The 20,009-nt window shown below is 52.1% G+C and carries 17 protein-coding genes; 4 read left to right on the plus strand and 13 right to left on the minus strand.

The window, feature by feature from the left end; translation table 11 throughout:
* Positions 1-72: 72 nt before the first annotated feature.
* From ACZOWY_RS03470 to ACZOWY_RS03520, 11 genes are all read right to left on the minus strand, one after another.
* Entirely contained in the window at positions 73-717 is a 645-nt protein-coding gene (locus tag ACZOWY_RS03470) for a hypothetical protein (RefSeq protein ID WP_484392956.1), read from the minus strand.
* Positions 718-743: 26 nt separating this feature from the next.
* Positions 744-1,661, minus strand: a complete 918-nt coding sequence (xerD, locus tag ACZOWY_RS03475; protein ID WP_484392957.1) for a site-specific tyrosine recombinase XerD — start codon at positions 1,659-1,661, stop codon at positions 744-746.
* A 95-nt stretch (positions 1,662-1,756) separates the two neighbouring features.
* Positions 1,757-2,020 carry an RNA chaperone Hfq gene (gene hfq / locus ACZOWY_RS03480; protein ID WP_484392961.1) on the minus strand — a complete coding sequence of 88 codons (264 nt, stop codon included), beginning with the start codon at positions 2,018-2,020 and terminating at the stop codon, positions 1,757-1,759.
* Between the two features lie 55 nt (positions 2,021-2,075).
* Positions 2,076-2,993, minus strand: coding sequence for a tRNA (adenosine(37)-N6)-dimethylallyltransferase MiaA (gene miaA / locus ACZOWY_RS03485; protein ID WP_484392963.1), 918 nt, complete (start codon positions 2,991-2,993; stop codon positions 2,076-2,078).
* Between the two features lie 135 nt (positions 2,994-3,128).
* Entirely contained in the window at positions 3,129-3,938 is an 810-nt protein-coding gene (locus ACZOWY_RS03490) for a class I SAM-dependent methyltransferase (RefSeq protein ID WP_484392965.1), read from the minus strand.
* A complete protein-coding gene (gene mutL, locus ACZOWY_RS03495) occupies positions 3,938-5,995 on the minus strand; it encodes a DNA mismatch repair endonuclease MutL (protein WP_484392966.1) in 2,058 nt (685 codons plus the stop codon). Before mutL ends, ACZOWY_RS03490 begins: the two co-directional genes overlap by 1 nt.
* A gap of 112 nt (positions 5,996-6,107) precedes the next feature.
* Positions 6,108-8,744 carry a DNA mismatch repair protein MutS gene (mutS, locus tag ACZOWY_RS03500; RefSeq protein WP_484393092.1) on the minus strand — a complete coding sequence of 879 codons (2,637 nt, stop codon included), beginning with the start codon at positions 8,742-8,744 and terminating at the stop codon, positions 6,108-6,110.
* 66 nt (positions 8,745-8,810) lie between these two features.
* Entirely contained in the window at positions 8,811-10,253 is a 1,443-nt protein-coding gene (gene miaB / locus ACZOWY_RS03505; RefSeq protein ID WP_484392968.1) for a tRNA (N6-isopentenyl adenosine(37)-C2)-methylthiotransferase MiaB, read from the minus strand.
* Positions 10,254-10,432: 179 nt separating this feature from the next.
* Positions 10,433-11,353 (minus strand): SufB/SufD family protein, encoded by a 921-nt coding sequence (locus ACZOWY_RS03510; RefSeq protein ID WP_484392971.1) that lies wholly within the window; start codon positions 11,351-11,353, stop codon positions 10,433-10,435.
* Positions 11,346-12,092, minus strand: a complete 747-nt coding sequence (locus ACZOWY_RS03515) for an ATP-binding cassette domain-containing protein (protein WP_484392973.1) — start codon at positions 12,090-12,092, stop codon at positions 11,346-11,348. Before ACZOWY_RS03515 ends, ACZOWY_RS03510 begins: the two co-directional genes overlap by 8 nt.
* A 148-nt stretch (positions 12,093-12,240) precedes the next feature.
* Complete coding sequence (locus ACZOWY_RS03520; protein ID WP_484392977.1) at positions 12,241-12,501, minus strand: TIGR03905 family TSCPD domain-containing protein; 261 nt, start codon at positions 12,499-12,501, stop codon at positions 12,241-12,243.
* A gap of 358 nt (positions 12,502-12,859) precedes the next feature.
* On the opposite strand from ACZOWY_RS03520, the gene ACZOWY_RS03525 reads away from it, so the two are divergent.
* A complete protein-coding gene (locus tag ACZOWY_RS03525) occupies positions 12,860-13,690 on the plus strand; it encodes an undecaprenyl-diphosphate phosphatase (RefSeq protein ID WP_484392979.1) in 831 nt (276 codons plus the stop codon).
* A 256-nt stretch (positions 13,691-13,946) separates the two neighbouring features.
* Here ACZOWY_RS03525 and ACZOWY_RS03530 read toward each other — a convergent pair whose 3' ends face one another.
* The gene (locus tag ACZOWY_RS03530) at positions 13,947-15,416 is read right to left on the minus strand and encodes a bifunctional metallophosphatase/5'-nucleotidase (RefSeq protein WP_484392980.1); all 1,470 of its coding nucleotides are present in this window, start codon (positions 15,414-15,416) and stop codon (positions 13,947-13,949) included.
* A 103-nt stretch (positions 15,417-15,519) separates the two neighbouring features.
* Positions 15,520-16,230, minus strand: coding sequence for a metallophosphoesterase family protein (locus tag ACZOWY_RS03535; RefSeq protein WP_484392983.1), 711 nt, complete (start codon positions 16,228-16,230; stop codon positions 15,520-15,522).
* Positions 16,231-16,491: 261 nt separating this feature from the next.
* On the opposite strand from ACZOWY_RS03535, the gene ACZOWY_RS03540 reads away from it, so the two are divergent.
* The 3 genes from ACZOWY_RS03540 (at position 16,492) to ACZOWY_RS03550 (ending at position 19,873) form a co-directional block, all read left to right on the plus strand.
* Positions 16,492-17,421 carry a hypothetical protein gene (locus ACZOWY_RS03540; protein WP_484392985.1) on the plus strand — a complete coding sequence of 310 codons (930 nt, stop codon included), beginning with the start codon at positions 16,492-16,494 and terminating at the stop codon, positions 17,419-17,421.
* A 192-nt stretch (positions 17,422-17,613) separates the two neighbouring features.
* A complete protein-coding gene (locus tag ACZOWY_RS03545; protein ID WP_484392988.1) occupies positions 17,614-18,126 on the plus strand; it encodes a C-GCAxxG-C-C family protein in 513 nt (170 codons plus the stop codon).
* A 49-nt stretch (positions 18,127-18,175) separates the two neighbouring features.
* Positions 18,176-19,873: an FAD-dependent oxidoreductase gene (locus ACZOWY_RS03550; protein ID WP_484392991.1), complete on the plus strand. Its 1,698-nt coding sequence runs from the start codon at positions 18,176-18,178 to the stop codon at positions 19,871-19,873.
* The last annotated feature ends 136 nt before the right edge of the window (positions 19,874-20,009 follow it).

The following is a 20,009-nucleotide window of genomic DNA, read 5'->3' on the forward strand; positions in this document are numbered from 1 at the left end:
TAAGTCAACATACCCCTGACTGTTTCCTGTGTCCGATTTTATATAATATCTATATCTATATTAATATATCATCTATCTTAAAATCTCTGTTTTTTTACTGTCGTCTTCTGTTCTTTTTTCCTCATCGGCCAGCCTGTTTTCTTTCGATATCCTGGGGATATCCCGGTCCCGGTTCGTCAGGTTGCCGTGATGGAAAAAGTAAACGGTATCCGTTGAAAAGATCCGTTCACTGTTTTTCCCGGATTTAACCGCGATCCCCAGTTCCAGACGCCAGGCATCCATTTCATGCCATGTTGATTGTTCTTCGTTGATAACTTTGACATCCGTATTTTGCAGGTGTTCCCGTACCCACCGGGACGCTCCTTCCAGTTCCGTTGTGACAGGCACGCCTACCGCTATTTCCCTGTCAGTCCAGAGTACATCGGCTCCCGATGTCTCCAGCAGGTCTTTATGCTGCCGGCGTCCGCTGTCCCGCAACTGCCAGTTTTCGCGTTTAATGAGAAGTACATCGTCTATGATCCTGTGGGCCGTTTTTGACTCTTCCATCAGGTCAAAGGACTTCACCGTTGTATCCGACAGGTCTTTCGGTTTTTCCTGAATACGGGAGCCGTAAAACATACCGGCAGCTCCCGCAAGCAAAAATAATATTACAATAAACAGTATAAAGATTCCCACACCGCCATGGTTGTTATCCCGGGAACCGTTGCGTTCCTGCATACGCAGCCCCTCTTTTCCGCACCCCGCTATTTGCGCGGATGTGCTTTCTCATAAACCGAACGCAGCCTTTTATTTGTCAGGTGCGTATATATTTGTGTTGTAGAAATATCGGCATGCCCCAGCATTTCCTGCACGCTGCGCAGATCGGCGCCGTTATCCAGCAGATGGGTGGCAAAGGAATGGCGCAGCACATGGGGCGAAATCGTTTTGGATATGCCAGCCAGTCTGCCGTATTGTTTAATAATCTCCCAGACACGCTGGCGGGTCAGCCCCTGGCCGCCCAGTCCCAGAAACAAAATTTCCGGATCCGTTTCATTTTCCATCAGAAATGTGTTTCTGGCTTCTGTTATGTACCGCTGCAGATATTCGGCGGCCACGCTTCCCAGTGGAACGATCCGTTCTTTGGAGCCCTTGCCAAAGGCAATCACGTACCGCATGGAAAGGTTCACACTGGCTGTCTTCACTGTGACCAGTTCCGATACACGCATCCCCGTAGCATACAGCATTTCCAGCATGGTACGGTCGCGAAGTCCTTCCGGGGAAGAAAGGTCAGGTGCTTCAAGCAGCGCCCGTACCTCGGCCTCTGTCAGGACTTTGGGCAGATGTACGCCTTTGGTTCCGGCTTCTACTGCTTCCGCAGGATCTGTCTGCAGGTAATTCTCCATAATCATAAAACGGTAAAAGGCCTTGATCGCGGCCAGCTTCCGGGCGATAGTAGCCGCTGCCCTGCCCTGCAGTTTCAGTTTCGTGATGTAGCCAATAATCTGTGACCGCTGTACGTCTGCGAGTTTTTCTTCCGAAATGGACAACGCCTTGCAGAACAGCCGCAGATCCCTTTGGTAGGAAAGCCGTGTATTATCCGAAAGACCCAGTTCTACCTGCAGATATTCCATAAACAACGCAAGATAATCCACGTCTTTGGTCCCTCCCGGTATCAGCATCATTTCATATAATTATGGCATCCCTGTGTTCTGATAAAAATATATCAAAAAAGAAAAACAACGCAAAAGCGCTGTTCCTCTTTACTATCGCAGCAACATCAGTCTTTTTTATCTGCTTTTTCCGGCTGCATTATGGTGATATTGCCAACCGGGGAGATCGTAGAAACCGCATGCTTGTACACCAGCTGCTGCTTTCCGTCATTTTCAATGATCACGGTAAAGTTATCAAACCCGCGAACCAGTCCGCGGATCTGGAAACCGTTTACCAGATAGATCACAACGGGCAGGTTCTCCTTACGCACATGGTTCAGAAAACTGTCCTGCAGGTTCATCATATTTTTATTACCTGTTGTATTTGTCATTGCACAATCGCTCCTTATCTTCATAATTGTCTATTAGATTTTACAACCTTTTGATTTATTTCTCAAGGGTATCTGCCATATCTGCTACAATTTTTTTATAGTTTAAGTCCCTGCCAACGGTGAACCACTGAATGTACGGCATTTTTTTGTACCATGTGATCTGCCGTTTTGCAAAGTGCCGGGTGCCTTTTTTGATATTGTCGACCGCCGTCGCATAATCGCATTTGCCTGTCAGATATTCCGCCATCTGACGGTATCCCAGGCTTTTCATGGACAGACAGTCCGGGGGGACTCCCTCCTGCAGCAGAGAACGGACTTCTTCTTCCAGACCCTCTGCCAGCATCTGATCTACCCGGCGGTTGATCCGCTCATACAGAAAATCCCTGTCCATGGAAAGCCCAAATACGGCTACGTCATATTTCAGTTCTTGCTGCTTTTCCTGAGACACGCTGTCACCGGACAACGCAGTCTCCAATGCGCGAACCACCCGGCGGACATCATTGGGATGCAGACGTGCGGCAGCGGCGGGGTCTTCCTTTTCCAGCCACTCGAACAGTTTGTCATTTCCTTTTTCTGCAGCAAACGCTTCCAACTTCCGGCGCAGTTCGGGATTCTCTTCCACACTGCTGAACTGGTAGCCTTCCAGCAGCGCCTTGATATACAGCCCGGTGCCGCCCACTACGATGGGCAGGTTTCCACGTTCTGTGATCTGACGGATCAGTTCCGCAGCCTGCTGCTGGAAATCGGCCACACTGTAGGAGGCATCCGGGGGCAGGATGTTTACCAGGTGGTGGGGTACCAGCTGCAGTTCCTGCTCTGAGGGTTTGGCCGTTCCGATATTCATGTTCCGATATACCAGCATGCTGTCGCCGCTAATGATCTCTCCGTTAAATCGTTGCGCCAGTTCTATGCCGCAGCAGCTTTTTCCGGTTGCCGTAGGCCCCAGGATCACCACTAATCGTTCTTTTGGCAAAGTCGGTTTCCTCTTTTCATTGTCACAAATTCTGTAAAAAACTGCCGTATCCGTGCCGGGGCGATTTGAAAACGGACTACGCTGCGGGGATGATACCGTTCTGTCTGCGTATCCACAGTGTCAATTTCTGTATAATCACAATCTTTTCCGTATGCCGAACCGGACTGCGCTGTATTTTGTCCCGACGAATTCTGTGCACCCGTATTCCTGCAAAATCTCTACGCTGCGTTCCTTGATCACCACACGCGGTGCCACGCGCAACGCCCTCTCCACCGTTTCCACGGAAAGCGGGTCATGGCAAGCCAATGGCCGCAGGGGTACCATTTCCGACGATTTTCTGACAGGCTGTCGGAACATGGGATCAAAATATACCGCGTCAAAGCAGTTGTCCGGAAGCTTCTGTAAATATTCGGAAGCTTCTGCATGAACGATTTCAATTCGATGCAGATCCTGTTCCATTTCAGGAAATTTCGCTTTATATGAAGCAATCCCCTGACTCGTGAGGAACCAGAGTGGCAGAGATGCTTCCAGACCGATGACATTTCCGGTCTCTCCTACCGCGTGGGATGCCAGCAGCGCGTCGGCCGCCAGCCCGACGGTACAGTCCAGCACCCGCTGGCCGGGCCCGACAGCTAACGCCGTTACGAAATTATCCGTTTCCTTCCGCTGCACGACCCGCTGCCAGCGCACCTTGCCCAGCCCCGGATGATACAACATCATCCCTTCCCGCGAATAAAGCTGGGGGCCTTTCTTTCCGGAAATCAGCAGCGCATCCAGCTGCAAATCTTCCAGCATCGCATCCAGGGAGCCGTTATCATAGCGTTTCACATACGGGACCCGTAGCCGTTGTGCCCAGGCTTTGGCCCGCTCTTTCAGGTACTGATTGTCATTTTTATTACAGGTCACCGCAAATCTGATCGTTTCCAAATCCTTCTCCGTAGCCATTATTCGTCATAAGGTACTTTATTCTTTCCCGGCAGATCAAACCCTGTGCGCTTAAACAGTTTATATAATTCGTCGCTGGTCACTGCGATCATGCAGGGGCGGCCGTGAGGACAGGTAAAGGGATGCGTGGTATTGCACAGGTCGATGATCAGCTGCCGCATCTGCCGCATATTCAGCACTTCCCCTGCCTTGATGGCTGCCCGGCAGGCCGTCATGTGCAGCACGTCCTGGCGCAGCTCACTGGCTTCCGGTGTACGGTGCTCCCGTAAATACTGCGCGATTTCACGGATAAAATCTTCCGCGTCTTCATTGTGTATATCACTGGGCAGGCTGGCTACTCGCACAGAGTTTTCCCCGGACGTAGTGATGTCCACCCCTAATTTGTAAAACGCATCATGCTGCTGTTCCAGCAGTTCCACTTCTTCCGGCTGCAGCGTAATATACAGCGGGATCAGAAGCTGCTGGGCCGGGATATCATTATGGGTCAGGACCAGCCTGTCGTACAGGATGCGTTCATGGGCCGCATGCTGGTCGATCAGATACAGTGTATCTTCCGACTGGGCGATGATAAAGGTCTTATCCACCTGCCCGATGGGCCAGATGGTTTCCAGAGTATCCTTTCCTGCCAGCTGCATGGTGACCGGATTCTCTGTCTGCAGCGGCGCCTGTTCACGGATCAGTTGCTGTGTTTCACCGAAGCTGTAGACCGGTTCCTTCGGCGCGTCCTCGCCATATACGCTGTCCGTCTGCTTCCATATTTCCTGACGGGGATTGGAAAAAGCAGCTCCGCCTGTCCGATGATTCCCGGAAGACGTTTCCCTGTTTCCGTATATACTGTGACGACTACTGTCTTCTCCAAAATCCCGGTTCAGATGACCCAGACGACCCGCATCTGCTGCTTCTCCGAATATAATCTGCTGGCTGGCCGCTTCATTGTGTACGGCGACGGGTCCCTGTCCCGATACTGAATCATTTCCTTTTTCAGCCCGTTCCAGTACCGCAGCCAGCGCCTGCCGGTTCTGTTCCTGCAGGCTGTTCTCTTTTTCCGCATGCATGGGTTTCGTCAGGGCATCGGTCAGGGCACGGAACACCGCTTTGTAAATCGCGCTTTCGTCGCTGAACTTAATCTCACTCTTCTGGGGATGTACGTTCACATCAATCGTTGCAGGATCCACCCGGATATCCAGAACCGCAAAGGCAAAGCCCCGTTTTGGTATCTGGGACTGGTAGGCATGCTCAATGGCCTTGCTGATCATCAGATTGCTGATGCTCCGCCCGTTCACCAGAATGGTCTGCCAGCCCCGGGTTCCTTTCAGCAACGTGGGCTTGCCGATAAACCCCTGAATGGAAATACCTGCAAACACGCCGTCCAGGTTTACCGGCAGCAGGTCTTCCGAAACTTTTTTCCCGTACAGTGACGTGATCGTATCTTTCAGGTTCCCCAATCCCGGCGTCACCAGCACTTCTTTATCGTTGCTGGTCAGTTTGAACCGCACATCCGGGCGGGCCAGGGCAATACGGGTCAGCATCTCGGTAATGTACCGGCCTTCCGTGGAAACCGTTTTTAAAAACTTACGCCGGGCCGGCACATTATAGAACAGATCTTTAACGATCACCGTAGTTCCCGCGGGTCCGCCGGTCTGAATACATTCATCCTCTTCGCCACCGTTTACTTTAATAGAAGTGGCCAGTTCTTCCTGCTGCGGTCTGGTCAGCAGTTCAAACCGGGATACGGAAGCAATACTGGGCAGCGCTTCCCCCCGGAACCCCAGGGTGTGGAGAGTGCGCAGGTCGTCTACTTCACGAATCTTACTGGTGGCATGCCGTTTCAACGCCATCCGGGCATTCTGTTCTGTCATTCCGCAGCCGTTATCGGCCACGCGGATATACTCTGTCCCGCCTTCGAAAACCGTAACTTCTATGCTGTCCGCCCCGGCATCCAATGCGTTCTCCACCAGCTCCTTGACCACCGAAGCGGGTTTCTCTACTACCTCGCCGGCGGCAATCTGGTTCGACGTATTGGTATCCAGTAACCGGACATCTCTTTCCTGAATCATAACTAACTCCATTCCACCGTCCTCGGCAGACTGCAAAACAAAATTTAATACACTCTGCTTTTACAGTACTGTTTATGGCACTCATGGCGGCAACATGAACCGCGATCCGCTGTTACATTATACCGCTTTCCTTTTTCGCTTCCTGCTGCAGTTTATACAACGCGTTCAAGGCTTCAATAGGCGTCATGCTCATCACATCCAGCTGCAGCAGCTCTGTCTGCAGCGCGCTCATGAACAGGGATCCCATCCCCAGATCGGCCGGTTCTTCTTTTACCGTTCCCCTGGCACTTCCGGTTCCGTTGTTGGAAGGCGTATTGCTGCAGACCGCAGCCCCTTCGCAGATAAATCCCTTATTACGGTCATATTCCTCTAAGATCTCATCGGCCCTTTCAATCACTTTCTTTGGCAGGCCGGCCAGCCGGGCCACGTGGACACCGTAGCTGCGGTCTGTGCCGCCCCGTATGATGCGGCGCAAAAAGACGATATCATTACCCCGTTCTTTGATGGACACAGAATAATTTTTGATGCCGTCCAACACGTTCTCCATGGTGATCAGTTCATGGTAATGCGTGGCAAACAGGGTTTTCGCCCTGATCTTTGTCTGGATATACTCCATCACCGCCCGGGCGATAGACATGCCGTCATAGGTACTGGTACCGCGGCCCACTTCATCCAGGATGATCAGGGAATTTTTCGTAGCGTACTTTAAAATCTGTGCCACTTCATTCATTTCAACCATAAAGGTGCTCTGGCCGGTGGCCAGGTCATCGCTGGCCCCCACCCGGGTAAAGATACGGTCTACCGCACAGATATCCGCGCTCCGGGCCGGTATGAAACTGCCCATCTGGGTCATCAGCACCAGGAGCGCTACCTGCCGCATGTAGGTAGATTTTCCGGCCATATTGGGCCCGGTGATGATCACCATCCGTTCATCTGTGGAATTCAGGGTCACATTGTTGGGCACAAAAATTTCCTTATCCAGCAGGCGTTCCACGACCGGATGCCGCCCGTCCATGATCCGGATTTCGCCCCGGTTGTTCAGTTCCGGCCGGTGGTAATCATATTTAAACGCCGCCAGCGCCAGGGCTGCCAGCACGTCCAGCCGGGCCAGGGCATGGGCCGTGTCCTGGATCTCCGGAATGTCCTTCCGGATGTCATCGCGGATTTTATTAAACAGATAATATTCCAGGGATTCGATTTTTTCTTTGGCGCTTAAGATTTTGTTTTCGAAATCCTTCAGCTCCGGAACGATATACCGCTCCGCATTGACCAGCGTCTGCTTCCGTACAAAGTCTGGCGGAACGGCAGAGGTCTGCCCTTTGCTCACCTCTATATAGTAGCCGAACACTTTATTGAAGCCTACTTTTAAGGTTTTGATTCCGGTAGACTCTTTGATCTTCTGTTCAAAATTTGCCATCCACTGTGAATTGTTCCGGGCGATGTCATGGAGCTCATCCAGTTCCAGATCATAGCCGTCTTTTATCATGCCGCCTTCCCGAACGGTAAAGGGAGGTTCGTCTACAATCGCCGCTTCCAGGGTATCATGGATCTCCCTGTGCATGTGGATGCTGGCCGATACTTTCTGCAGCAGTCCAGACCGTGCGCCCTGCAGTTTTTCTTTCAGGGCAGGCAGGGCTGCCAGGGAAGCACGCAGGCTTACCAGATCCCGGGCGTTGGCACTGCCCACTTCCAGACGGGACAGGATTCGCTCCAGATCGAACACTTCTTTTAAGCTGTCCTGCAGGCTGTCGCGCAGGGCGGGGTTCAGCACGAGTTCTTCCACTGCATCCTGCCGCTCCCGAATCTTTACAATATCCAGCAGCGGGCACTCGATCCAGTTTTTCAGGCAGCGGGACCCCATGGACGTCCCTGTAAAATCAAGAATATCCAGCAGCGTGCCCCGCTTGCCCCCGTCACGCATGTTTTTAATCAGTTCCAGATTCCGGATGGCTGTCGCGTCCAGGTTCATAAACTGTTCTGTCGTGATGCGTTCCAGCCGGTTGATCTGGGAAAGGTCCGTCATCATGGTCTCGTGGAGATAGGCTAACAGATTCTGCACGGAGGAATAAACCAGCGGATCCAGTTCCAAACGCCCGAAATGCTGTGTAACAAAATCTTCCGGCGCCTTAGCCGGTTCATAAAAGGAATACATGCAGTCGGGCAGCTTCGATTTCAGCCAAGTCTCCAGCGCTTCCCACTGGGCGATGCCGCTTTTCAATACGATCTCCGACGGCTGCAGGCGGAAGAGCTGTTCTTCCACAGAGATCAGCCGTTCGCTTCCGTTGGCCGTATACCAGCGGCATTCCCCGGTGGAAACATCCGCCAGGGCCAGGCACAGGACACCGTCGTCTTCCTGCAGATATACCAGATACCGGTTGCCGGACTCTTCCAGCAACGCTTCATTCAGGGCCGTGCCGGGGGTGATCACCTTGATGACCTCCCGTTTTACCAGCCCTTTGGCCAGCTTCGGATCTTCCATCTGTTCGCAGATGGCGACCCGGAATCCCTTTTTAATCAGTTTGGCTATATACGGTTCCACCGAGTGATACGGGACCCCGCACATGGGGATCCGTTCTTCCAGACCGCCGTTGCGGCCTGTCAGGGTCAGCCCCAGTTCCCGCGAGGCTGTTTTCGCATCTTCAAAAAACAATTCATAGAAATCGCCGCTGCGGTAAAACAGCAATTCATCCTGATACTGATTCTTGAAATCAAGATACTGCTGCATCATCGGCGTTAATTCATTGGCCATAGTTCCTCCCGGAAATGCTTCCGTATTTCCTGCAATCATTTATTCAGCCATTGTTTTTTCCTGAAATCAATTGACTCTAGTTCCTTTTACCAGCCAGGTCTGGGCGCTTTCGATCTTGATCTGCACCAGTTGCCCGGGACGAATGGGGAAATCCTGCTTCCACAGCACCAGTTTGTTGCCCCGGGTCCTGCCGCTCCAGGTCTTCGGATGTTTTTCCGTGGGCCCTTCGGCCATCACTTCTATCGTCTGCCCCACCAGTTTCCGGTTGATGCACAGGGACTGCCGGTTCTGTATGTCCATCAGCTTCTGCAGCCGGGCATGCTTCACATCATCCGGCACCTGATCCTGCATACGGGCTGCCGGCGTGCCGCTGCGTTTGGAATAAATAAACGTAAAGGCGGAATCAAATCCCACCTCCTCCACCAGACTGCAGGTCTCGGCAAAATCTTCCTCCGTCTCGCCGGGGAAACCTACAATAATGTCTGTGGTAATGGAAGCCAGCGGAATATATTTTCGAATCATTTTCACCAATTCAAGGAACCGTTCCCGGGTATACCCCCGGTTCATGGCTTTCAGGATCCGGCTGCTGCCGCTTTGCAGAGCCACATGGAAATGTTCGCACAGATGGGTTCCTTCTGCCACGGTTCTGATGACTTCTTCCGACATATCCCGGGGATGGCTGGTCATGAAATGTACCCGTTCCACACCCGGCACCTGATCCACAGCCTTCAGCAGGGCGGCAAAAGGTTCCACCCGCAATGCTTCCGTAAACCCGTCCCCCACCGCGCTGCTGACGGAACGCAGCTTTTCTTCCTCATGGTTCCGCAGAAAATCCTTCCCGTAGGAATCCACATTCTGTCCCAGTAGCGTGATCTCTGTATAACCGGCAGCCACCGCGCTGCGCACTTCCGCTAAAATGTTTTCAATGCTGCGGCTCCGCTCCCGTCCCCGTACATAGGGCACGATACAATACGTACAGAAATTGTTGCAGCCATACATGATGGGGATCCAGGCGCTGAACCCGCTTTCCCGCACACGGTGCCCTTCAAACTCACTGCTCTGCACTTCCAGGCTGGTGAACACGCCTTTCTTCCGTTCCTCCAGATACGCCTGCAGCACGTTTTTAAACGAGTTCACATATGAAGTTCCCAACAGCAGATCGATCTGGGGATACTTTTTCACCAGCGCTTCCCCATCCTTTTGGGCCATGCAGCCCGCCACACAGATAATCTGGCCCGGGTGCCGTGCCTTTACACGCTTCAGCTCCCCAATCTTACCTAAAATTTTAAGCTCCGCACTTTCCCGGATACAGCAGGTATTGACCAGAATCACGTCAGCCTGTACCAAATCCTCCGTGCGACTGTACCCCAGCTCCTCCAGCTGTCCGGCGTAATGCTCCGCGTCGCTTTCGTTCATCTGGCAGCCGTAGTTCAAAATGGCATAAAACGTTTTGCCTGAATTATTTTTATCTGTATTATTTTTATATTTAATATCGGTATTCTCTGTCATCCGGTACTCCATTCAATAACAAAAAATTTTACGTAAACTTAATATATAATTATACCACATTTTTTTCTGTTTCACGAGAAAGAAAAAGGAATGAACCCATATGCACCGATTCATTCCTTTACATCTGGCATTCTGCTTCAAAAGTCCGTTTATGATCTTCTTTTTTTCTCACAGACTTTCTACTTCAAAAACCCGTTGATGATCTGCTCTTCCGCCTGCTCCTGGGTCAGTCCCAGTGTCATCAGTTTGATCAGCTGTTCCCCGGCGATCTTGCCGATGGCCGCTTCATGGACCAGCGCCGCGTCTACATTGTTGGCGTCCAGTTGGGGGATCGCCAGCACCCGGGCCTTGTCCATGATGATGGCATCACACTCCGTATGGCCTTTGCAGGCTGCGTTGCCGGTGATGCGGGAAGAAAACTCCTGGAACGAGTCTTCCCTTGCTACGGACCGGGACACCACATCCGCCGAAGCGCCGTCCCCGTTCAGATAAGTTTCGTAAATACTTTTGGCTGTCTGGCTGCCGTGGGTCATGAGCCGTTCCCGCACTACCAGGGACGCATTGGCCGCCAGTTCCGCTTTCGTGGTGCGGACCGTAGAATCCACGCCCTTGATCTGCACCATTTCCATTTCCATGGAGCTGCCTTCTTCCAGATAGGCTTCCGTCACCGGGTTCAGGATCCGTTTCGCACGGCCGTCCCCTTCCCCGTAATGTTTTTCCACATATTTGACCTTGCTGTTCTTTCCTACAAAGAAACGGTGCACCCCGTCATGCTGGGAATCCTGCACGCCGCAGTTATGGATGCCGCAACCCGCCACGATCACCACATCGCAGTCCTCACCGATATAAAAATCATTGTACACGGTTTCCTTGATGCCACTGTGGCTCAGCACGACCGGAATATGCACACTTTCCTTTTTGGTGCCCGGTTTGATACGGATATCGATGCCGCTGACATCCTGCTTGGAGATGATGTCGATGTTCGCCGTCGTATTGCGGGCCGCCATCTGGCTGTTGGCCCGGATATTATACGCTCCCGTGGGAACCGTATGAAGGTCTGCAATCTCCGCCAGCAGACGTTTCTGAATCGCGTCAATCACAGTTCACACCTCCTCGTTTCAGGCAGCCGCACAAGCCTACCGCGTCACCTGTTCCTAACAGTTCCGGAAGGATCTCTTCCCGGGGTCCGTGTTTCGTTACCTGCCCGTTGGCCAGCACTACGATCTCATCCGCGATCTGCAGGATCCGTTCCTGATGGGAGATGATCAGGATGGAACGGGTATTGGCTTCCCGCATCCGTTCAAACACACTGATCAGGTTCTGGAAGCTCCACAGATCGATGCCCGCTTCCGGTTCGTCGAAAATAGCCAACTGTGTCCCCCGGGCCAGCACCGTGGCAATCTCAATCCGCTTCAGTTCCCCGCCGGAAAGAGACGCGTTCACTTCCCGGTTGATATAATCCCGGGCGCACAGTCCCACCTCAGACAGAAATTCACAGCAGGCGCTGACGGTCAGCTGCCTGCCTGCCGCAATGCGCAGCAGGTCCAGCACCGTAATGCCCTTAAAGCGGGCCGGTTGCTGGAACGCAAAACTGATGCCAAGGTTTGCCCGCTCCGTAATACTTTTTGCGGTAATATCTTCCCCGTTAAATAAAATGCGTCCTTCGCTGGGCGTTTCAATCCCCGCAATGAGTTTGGCCATGGTGGACTTGCCGCCGCCATTGGGACCGGTGACCACCACAAACTTCCCATCTTCAATTTTCAGATCCAGATGCCGGATGATTTCTTTTTCCTTTTCTTCATCCTGCACGTTAAAGCTGATATTTTTTAATTCAAGCATGATTCCTCTCCAACTGTGTCGTCCGTTGCTTCAGTAATGCAGCAAATCCATTCAAAATTGACCGCGCTGCACTTTTTGTCACACTGCAATTATGTATTGTACTGCAGTCTGATACTATAATGAGACGCTGATGAATGACCGCCTGTGCTCAGGCATTTTCCTGCAATGCGGCCCCCAGCGCTATGGCCAGCTGGTCCGCGCAGGATGTGCCCCGTCCGCCGCAGTCATTGCCCCGCAGCAGGTCGGCAATCTCTTTCGCGTCAGCCCCTTCCACCAGTTTCCCGATAGCCTGCAGGTTTCCCGGGCAGCCTCCGGTAAATTTCACATTATGCAGTTTACCCTGTTCGTCCAGCGCAAACGCAATGTTACGGGCACAGACACCCTGGGGCGTATACGAATAATTCTTCATGGTATGATTCCTCTTTTTCGATTTATTTTATTACAGTATTTTTATATTATATCATGAATATCCCGAAACGGTTAGCAAAACCGGTAAACAGAAAATATATAACTTAATATATACTATTTAAGTAGGAAATGCAATAGCAGTCATAACGGCATATGAAAAATCTCTGTGAAATCCTTCCTGCCTGCGCTGCATTGGTTTCCTGTCTGCCATTACCATTCAGAGCCTTATAAAAACTTTAAAAAATAATGTGGCGATTTTATGAAGATATGATAAAATAGGAAAGTATCACCTTCCGTATTATGTTAGTACAAGACTATGGTTTAGTAGAATATTATGTTATTACAAGGAGAATTCTATTTTGTTTGAACTGTTGAAAGCCGTACTGTTCGGCATCATCGAAGGCGTAACCGAATGGCTGCCTATCTCTTCTACCGGGCATATGATCCTGCTGGACGAATTTATCCATTTAGGTGTCAGCGCCGAGTTTTACAAACTGTTTGAAGTCGTGATCCAGCTGGGAGCCATCCTGGCGGTCATCCTTTTATATTTTGAAAAGATCTGGCCTCTGAAACAGGAGAACGGTTCCCTTACGCTGGACCGCCCTACCCTGAACCTCTGGGGTAAAATCATCGCCGCCTGCCTGCCGGCCGCCGTCATCGGCATCCTGTTCGACGACTGGATGGAAGAACACTTTTTTACACCGGAAGTGGTAGCCATCACCCTGATTTTCTACGGCATTTTGTTTATCGTGATCGAATCCCGCAGTATCGGCTCCGGAAACGTAAAACGTGTGGAGGATATTTCCTACAAAAAGGCCATACAGGTAGGAATCTTCCAGCTGCTTTCCTTAGTGCCCGGCACCTCCCGTTCCGGTTCTACCATCATCGGCGGCCTTCTGATCGGGCTGGAGCGCAGCGTAGCGGCTGAATTTACCTTTTATCTGGCGATTCCTGTTATGATTGGCGCTTCCCTGCTGAAGCTGGTCAAATACATCCTGCGGGTAGGATTTGTATTTAATGGCAGCGAACTGATGATCCTGGCTGTGGGATGCATCGTAGCCTTTGTGGTCAGCATCCTTGTGATCCGGTTCCTTATGAGCTACATCAAAAAGCATAACTTTATCGTGTTCGGTTATTATCGCATCATTTTGGGTATTATGGTGCTAGGATATTTTTGGTTTTTAAAATAAGCTTTTCTTATGGTTTCTTACAGTAAAAAGAGCGGCGGTAACGTATTTGCAAAACCGTCTGTGTTTGCTGTTTCATGGACTCATTCGCCTGTGGCTCGAAACTCGGGCTTCGCCCTCAGACAGTCTCGCCACGGTCGGCTCATTTTGTCTCATGAAACTACGCAAACGCTTCCGATGTTTTGCAAATACGTTACCGCCGCTGTATTTACTTTTAAAAAAGCAGTGAATTAGTGAGTTTAAAAAGAAAATATCCCGCTTACTCTTCTATCACCAACCGCTGCTCTGACGGCGCCGTCAGGTGCGGATGGGCGGAAAAATACTCTTCCAGCACACTGTGGCTCTGGGTAGCGACCACCTTCGGCATACCGTTTGGCGTGAATTCCGCTTCACTGATATCCAGACCCGTCTTCAGGTTTTTAAAATGGTACTCGTGCATGCCGATCCGCAGCGTTTCGTCATCCCCGACTTCCCGGCCGTGCATGGTGATGCTGGTGACCTTCTTCCGCGTTTTATTGTAGACGACCCGCAGCCCTTCGGAGAGCTGGTAAAATTCCGTATGCTTATCGGGGTCAAAGGCATCGTCCCGCAGCATATATTCCATCATATGGCGGAACTGCCGGCCCGTCACGATATACCGGTACACCTCTTCATTAAACGGATGCATCTCCTGCATATCCTTCAGGGTCATGAGCGGTCCCAGAAACGGGTTGCGCAGGCTTCCGGACGCTTCCAGCATGATGTCCAGGCCCAGAGACTCCTTAAAGGCGTCAGCGAAGATTTTCCCTACCTGGGTCTCCCGGTTGCGGGCGGGATGGCTGTAGCGCTCCGGAAAGCGGGTCAGGATCCGGTTGTATTTCGATTCCGTGATGTTGTGGTACTTTGCAATGACCTCTTTGATTACTTCATCTTCCGGACAGTGCTCCGGCGTGATGGGGATCAGCTGCCAGGTATAGCTGTCGATGCAGTTCCGGTCGGTGTCCACCATGATGTCGAACCGGCCGATCTGGTCAGTACCGGAAGCTGCCTGCACAATGGGGATCCCGTTTACTTCGACGGGTCTTTCCAGCAATGTGTGACTGTGCCCGCCGATAATCAGGTCCACGCCCCAGCGGGGATCCAGCATGGCAGCCAGTTCCTGGTCCGACTCGATCCCGATATGGGTAAGCAGCACGGTAAAATCAATATCTTCCGTCCGGTACGCGTCGCAGATGCGCCCTGCTTCAGCAGCGGCTTCCCGGATATCCACCAGGGTACCGATCAGGTTTTCCAGTCTGGTTTTCTGCAGCACGTCTTCCGTCAGGATACCGATAAACAGCACCTTCATCCCGTCGATCTCCAGTATTTTATGAGACCGGAACAACCGTCTCCCATTACTTTTTACAAACAGGTTGGCGTTGATGATGGGAAAGTTGGCGCACTTTTCCAGAAAGAGAAGATGGGCCAGCCCATAATCCACTTCATGGTTGCCGATCGTCACCACGTCCGGCGCCAGCAGGTTCATGATCTCAATGGTGGAGATTCCTTTAAATTCCGAATCAATGAGGGACCCCTGGAACATGTCGCCTGCGATCGCATATACAACATTCTGCTCTTCCCGGCGTACCTTGTTGACATAGCCGGACAGCATGGAAACGCCGCCTACCAGCGTATCATTCACCTTTTCATCCAGAAAATCACCGTGCAGATCGTTGGAATGAAGCAACGTCAGCTTTTTCAGATGTTTCATCGGAATACCTTTCTGCCCTGACCGGCCAGATTGTTGATTCAGGTATGGGAAGACGCGTTTCCGTAAGGAAACACGGATCATTTCCCTTTGCGGACAGGCTTTACTACGCCTGCCATACATACTTGGTGATCACGTCGATGCAGGAGAGCCGTCCGCCTTCCAGACAGGCCCCTGTATCGCATAATATGATGTGGTTGTCCCGGATGACCGGGTACATATCCCAGATCACATCCGGCCACAGGTTTTTCCGGTTCTGGATGGGCGTATGCCCCACCACAACGGTTTCCCGGCCCTGATACCCGTTATAAAACTCATCCCGGATCCAGAGCAAGTCCTCTTCCTTCTGCTGCTCCAGCGGCACACCCGGTTTTACCCCCGCATGGCAGAAATAATACTCGCCGATGCGATAGAATAACGGCAGGTTACGGGCGTAATCCAGCCGGTGCTGCAGCGCCTTTTTCCCCAGCGCCTGCAGCTGGGGCAGGGTTTTGTCCCCGCCGTAGGCAAGCCACTGGCTGGTCCGGTTTAACAGACGGATCTCCAGATCGTCTTTTGCTTCAGCCAGGGCATCAAAATAATCCAGCATCTCCCGTTCATGGTTTCCCATCAGATACATGACCGAATCCGGATGCTTCTTCTGCAGGTGCATCGCATAATCAAAGCACGCCAGGGATTCCGGTCCCCGGTCGATCAGGTCGCCGAGAAAGATCAGGATGTCCTGCGCGGGATCGAATTTGATGCGGCGCATCAGCGTTTTCAGTTTAAGATATTGGCCGTGTACATCCCCAATGGCCATCACCCGGCTGCCAATCATATTGTTCCTCACACTCTGTAACTTTTACACACCGCATATCTGCCTTTCGCGTTTTCCTGCAGACAAAAGCGGTATGTAATGTTATGATTAATAAAACCACACTTTTTAATCAGCATTTCTTTGCTATTATTTTAACCGATTTTTCACTATTAGGAAAGTATTGAATAAATTGTCATAGAATTGTCAAAAATAGCAGGTATACTGTCTCTGAAAATGGAATACGAATATGGAACGTAACGAATCTGCAAGGAGGTAACGCATATGAAAAACTGGAATAAAACCGCGGCAGGATTTCTGGCTGTTTCTCTTCTGGCAGCAGGCCTTGCCTGCCCCGTACCGGCAGGTGCGGCAGCTGTTAATCAGAAAACCGTTGTATCTTCCGAATATAAAGAAGGCGCTGTAATCCCCGCTTCCAAATCCGAAGCCATGCGGCTGGCAGCAAAAGAACAGGCCCTGTCCCAGTATTATATTACCAGCGGAAAAAAGCTGAACAAAGCCATTTCCACGCTGGAAGGGCTTCCCTCTTCCAAGACAGGCCTGGATGCCGGCAAGCCCTACTTTTACCGTATGGACAAAGTGCTGACCGGTAATTATTTTCATCATGTGAAGGTGTTCACACCGGATATGGAGACCCTGGTAGGCGAATTCTATATGGCCAAGGACAACAGTTGTGTGTTCCGCCGTTTCCCGGAGAACGGGAACTGCGAGCTGCTGGAAGGCACCACGGAAAAACTGCTGAAAAAAGTGGAGATCTACCGGGCCGGCGCCATCATCCCCTTAAAAGGTAACGGGAAGGTACTGGTACGGGTACCCGGCAACCTGCCCTACGACCTGACCCTGACCAGCCTTACGGAAAACGTTGCTGAAATCAAAGAAGAAAACGGCCAGCTGACCATTGCCGGCAATGCCCGGGGCTATGCGGATGTTCTGGCTGAAGTGGAGATCGGCGGCTATGTAAAAAGCGAAAAGCTCCGTTTTGCCGTTATGGATGAACGGGATATCGCTGCGTACGAAGCCCGCCAGGTATATGTCCCGGTTTATGTAGGCATGGGCTGGGGATGGGGCTGGTGGGATGATCCCCCGTATCACCGCCATCCGGGTCCTCCTCCCCGTCATCCCGGTGGTCCGCACGGTCCCCGTCCCGGCGGCGGCCCCAGGCCGGGCGGCGGTCATCACGGCCCCCGGAAGTAAATTAACAAACAAAATCCAGCGTAACAAGACACGTACATCCCGGATCTGTTTGGTAAGGAATCGCCTGCACCGGCGGTTCCTTACTTTTTTCTGTAAAGCGCTGTATGAAACGGGAATTCATGATATAATGTTTTAAAGGAGTAACATTGCATCCTGAAAAACAACACAAAACGAGCAGAGGAGGAATTCATCATGGAAGATAAGAAGATCTACACCGAAGAAGAAATTGAACAGCTGGCAGAAAAAGCATCCCAGAATGCCATGGAACATTTCAAGCACGGTCTGAACTGCGGTGAATGCGTGCTGCAGGGCTTTCTGGATCTGGGTATCAGCGAATATCCTCCCGAGATCATTGCCCTGGTCTCCGGCATGGGCGGCGGCATGGGCTTTACCAAACACACCTGCGGCGCGGTAAACGCCGGCATGGTGGTCATCGGCAGCAAACAGGGCCGCAAGAACCCCTATGCCAAAGAGACCTTCGCGGAACGGGTGGATGAGCTGCATCACGACGAAACCGGCATCTATCCCCGTCACGCCGTTTACGTTAAGGACGTGATCAGGGAATACGGCACCATCGAATGCCGTGACCTGTGCTTCCCCTTCGATGAATCCACCAAAGAAGGCATGAAAGAACGGGCCCGGAACTGCAAGAAGATCATCGGCTTCTGTGCAAAAGAAGCCACAAAAGCGGCATTGAAGAAATAAAGTAATTTGTCGGGAAGTCCGAAACAGACAGACCGAAGGAGGAAGTGTTTTGAGCAAGCGAATCTTAGTGGTCGGCGGTGTGGCCGGCGGAGCATCGGCAGCAGCACGGGCACGCAGACTGGACGAACAGGCGGAGATCACCATCTTTGAACGGGGGCCCCATGTCTCCTTCTCCAACTGCGCCCTGCCCTATTTTCTGAGCCGTACCGTAGCGGACAGCGCGGACCTGGTGATGATGGACCCGGCCCAATTCAAAACGAAATATAACATCGAAGTCCGTACGGAACACGAAGTGACCGGCATCGACCGGGAGAAGAAAACGGTTGCGGTAAAGGACCTCACTACAGGAACTGCGTATGAAGAAGCGTACGACGTCCTGATCCTCTCCCCCGGCGGCGAACCGATCCTGCCGGGCGCCATTGAAGGCATCCGCAACGAAAACGTTTTCGGTATCCGCAACGTGGTGGACATCGCCAGGCTGGATACTTATATCCGCACCCATAAGGCGGAAGACATTGCCGTCGTAGGCGGAGGGTTCATCGGCTGCGAGATTGCGGAGAACCTGATGCACGCAGGGTACAGGGTCACCCTGATCGAAGCCATGGACCAGGTCATGACCCCCTTTGATTATGACATGGCCCAAATCCTGCACAAAGAGATGCTGGACAAGGGCATGACTCTGATCTTAAAAGACGGTGTGAAAAAGATCGGCAGCGATGCCATCGAACTGGCCAGCGGCAGACGGGTAAAGGCCGACGCTGTGGTGATGGCCGTAGGCATACGTCCGGAAACCGCCCTGGCGAAAAATGCCGGGCTGGCTATCGGTGAGACCGGCGGCATCAAGGTCAATGCCAACTTCCAGACCAGCGATCCGGCTATTTACGCTGTAGGCGACGCCATCGAAGTGTTCAACCGCCTCACCCGCAAACCCATGCGGCTGGCCCTGGCGTGGCCCGCCCAGATGGAAGCGCGGGCCGCGGCGGATCATATTTACGGCATCCGCAACCAGCAGAAAGGCTTTATCGGTTCTTCTGTCATCCGTATCTTCTCTTTGCTGGCTGCCAGCACCGGACTGAACGAAAAAGCGGCGAAGGCAGCGGGCATACCCTATGAAATTGCTTATGTGATCCCTTCCGATAAAGTGAGTCTTATGCCGGATGCCCACCCCATCCATGTGAAGCTGGTCTTTGAAACGCCTACGGGACGACTGTTAGGCGCCCAGGCCATCGGCAAAGGCGAAGCGGACCGCCGTATCGATGTGATCGCGGCCCTGATCTCCATGGACGGCACGCTGGAAGACCTGAAGAATATGGAACTCTGCTACGCCCCGGTGGTCAGCACCGCCAAAGATGCGGTGAATATGGCCGCACTGGTAGGTCTGAACCTGCTTCATGGCGTGTACCGCCAGGTTCCCCTGACAAAGGTACGGGAACTGGTGGAAAGCAACGCCTGCATCGTCGACGTGCGGGAACCGGGTGAATACAACGCAGGTCACCTGCTGAACGCTGTTAATATTCCCTTAAGCCAGCTGCGACAGCGCATGGACGAGATTCCCAAAGACAGGCCTGTCTACCTCCACTGCCGTTCCAGCCAGCGGAGTTACAATGCCATCATGGCCCTGCAGCACTGCGGCTTTGATAACCTGTACAACATCGCGGGTTCCTATCTGGCCATCTGCCTGTATGAATATCCCCAGGACGTACTGTTTAAACGGGAAAAAATTGTGACGGCTTACAACTTTAAATAAAAATCACTGTTTCTGTGACAAATTTAACACAAATGGTGCTTCCATTTTTTGATTTTACGAGTATAATAAGAGTTGCCATTTCGTCAGGTCAAAGGGACCGGTAGCGGGTTTACCGGTTATGGACGGTACATCAGAC

The organism is Succiniclasticum sp. (assembly GCF_056977735.1).

Bases quoted from the DNA above. Each gene is read 5' to 3' on its own strand.
- xerD (WP_484392957.1), bottom strand. From the start codon at position 1,661: ATGATGCTGATACCGGGAGGGACCAAAGACGTGGATTATCTTGCGTTG.
- ACZOWY_RS03515 (WP_484392973.1), bottom strand. From the start codon at position 12,092: ATGCTTGAATTAAAAAATATCAGCTTTAACGTGCAGGATGAAGAAAAG.
- miaB (WP_484392968.1), bottom strand. From the start codon at position 10,253: ATGACAGAGAATACCGATATTAAATATAAAAATAATACAGATAAAAAT.
- ACZOWY_RS03530 (WP_484392980.1), bottom strand. From the start codon at position 15,416: ATGAAACATCTGAAAAAGCTGACGTTGCTTCATTCCAACGATCTGCAC.
- ACZOWY_RS03535 (WP_484392983.1), bottom strand. From the start codon at position 16,230: ATGATTGGCAGCCGGGTGATGGCCATTGGGGATGTACACGGCCAATAT.
- mutS (WP_484393092.1), bottom strand. From the start codon at position 8,744: ATGGCCAATGAATTAACGCCGATGATGCAGCAGTATCTTGATTTCAAG.
- ACZOWY_RS03490 (WP_484392965.1), bottom strand. From the start codon at position 3,938: ATGGCTACGGAGAAGGATTTGGAAACGATCAGATTTGCGGTGACCTGT.
- ACZOWY_RS03545 (WP_484392988.1), top strand. From the start codon at position 17,614: ATGGAAGATAAGAAGATCTACACCGAAGAAGAAATTGAACAGCTGGCA.
- ACZOWY_RS03540 (WP_484392985.1), top strand. From the start codon at position 16,492: ATGAAAAACTGGAATAAAACCGCGGCAGGATTTCTGGCTGTTTCTCTT.
- mutL (WP_484392966.1), bottom strand. From the start codon at position 5,995: ATGATTCAGGAAAGAGATGTCCGGTTACTGGATACCAATACGTCGAAC.
- ACZOWY_RS03520 (WP_484392977.1), bottom strand. From the start codon at position 12,501: ATGAAGAATTATTCGTATACGCCCCAGGGTGTCTGTGCCCGTAACATT.
- hfq (WP_484392961.1), bottom strand. From the start codon at position 2,020: ATGACAAATACAACAGGTAATAAAAATATGATGAACCTGCAGGACAGT.
- ACZOWY_RS03470 (WP_484392956.1), bottom strand. From the start codon at position 717: ATGCAGGAACGCAACGGTTCCCGGGATAACAACCATGGCGGTGTGGGA.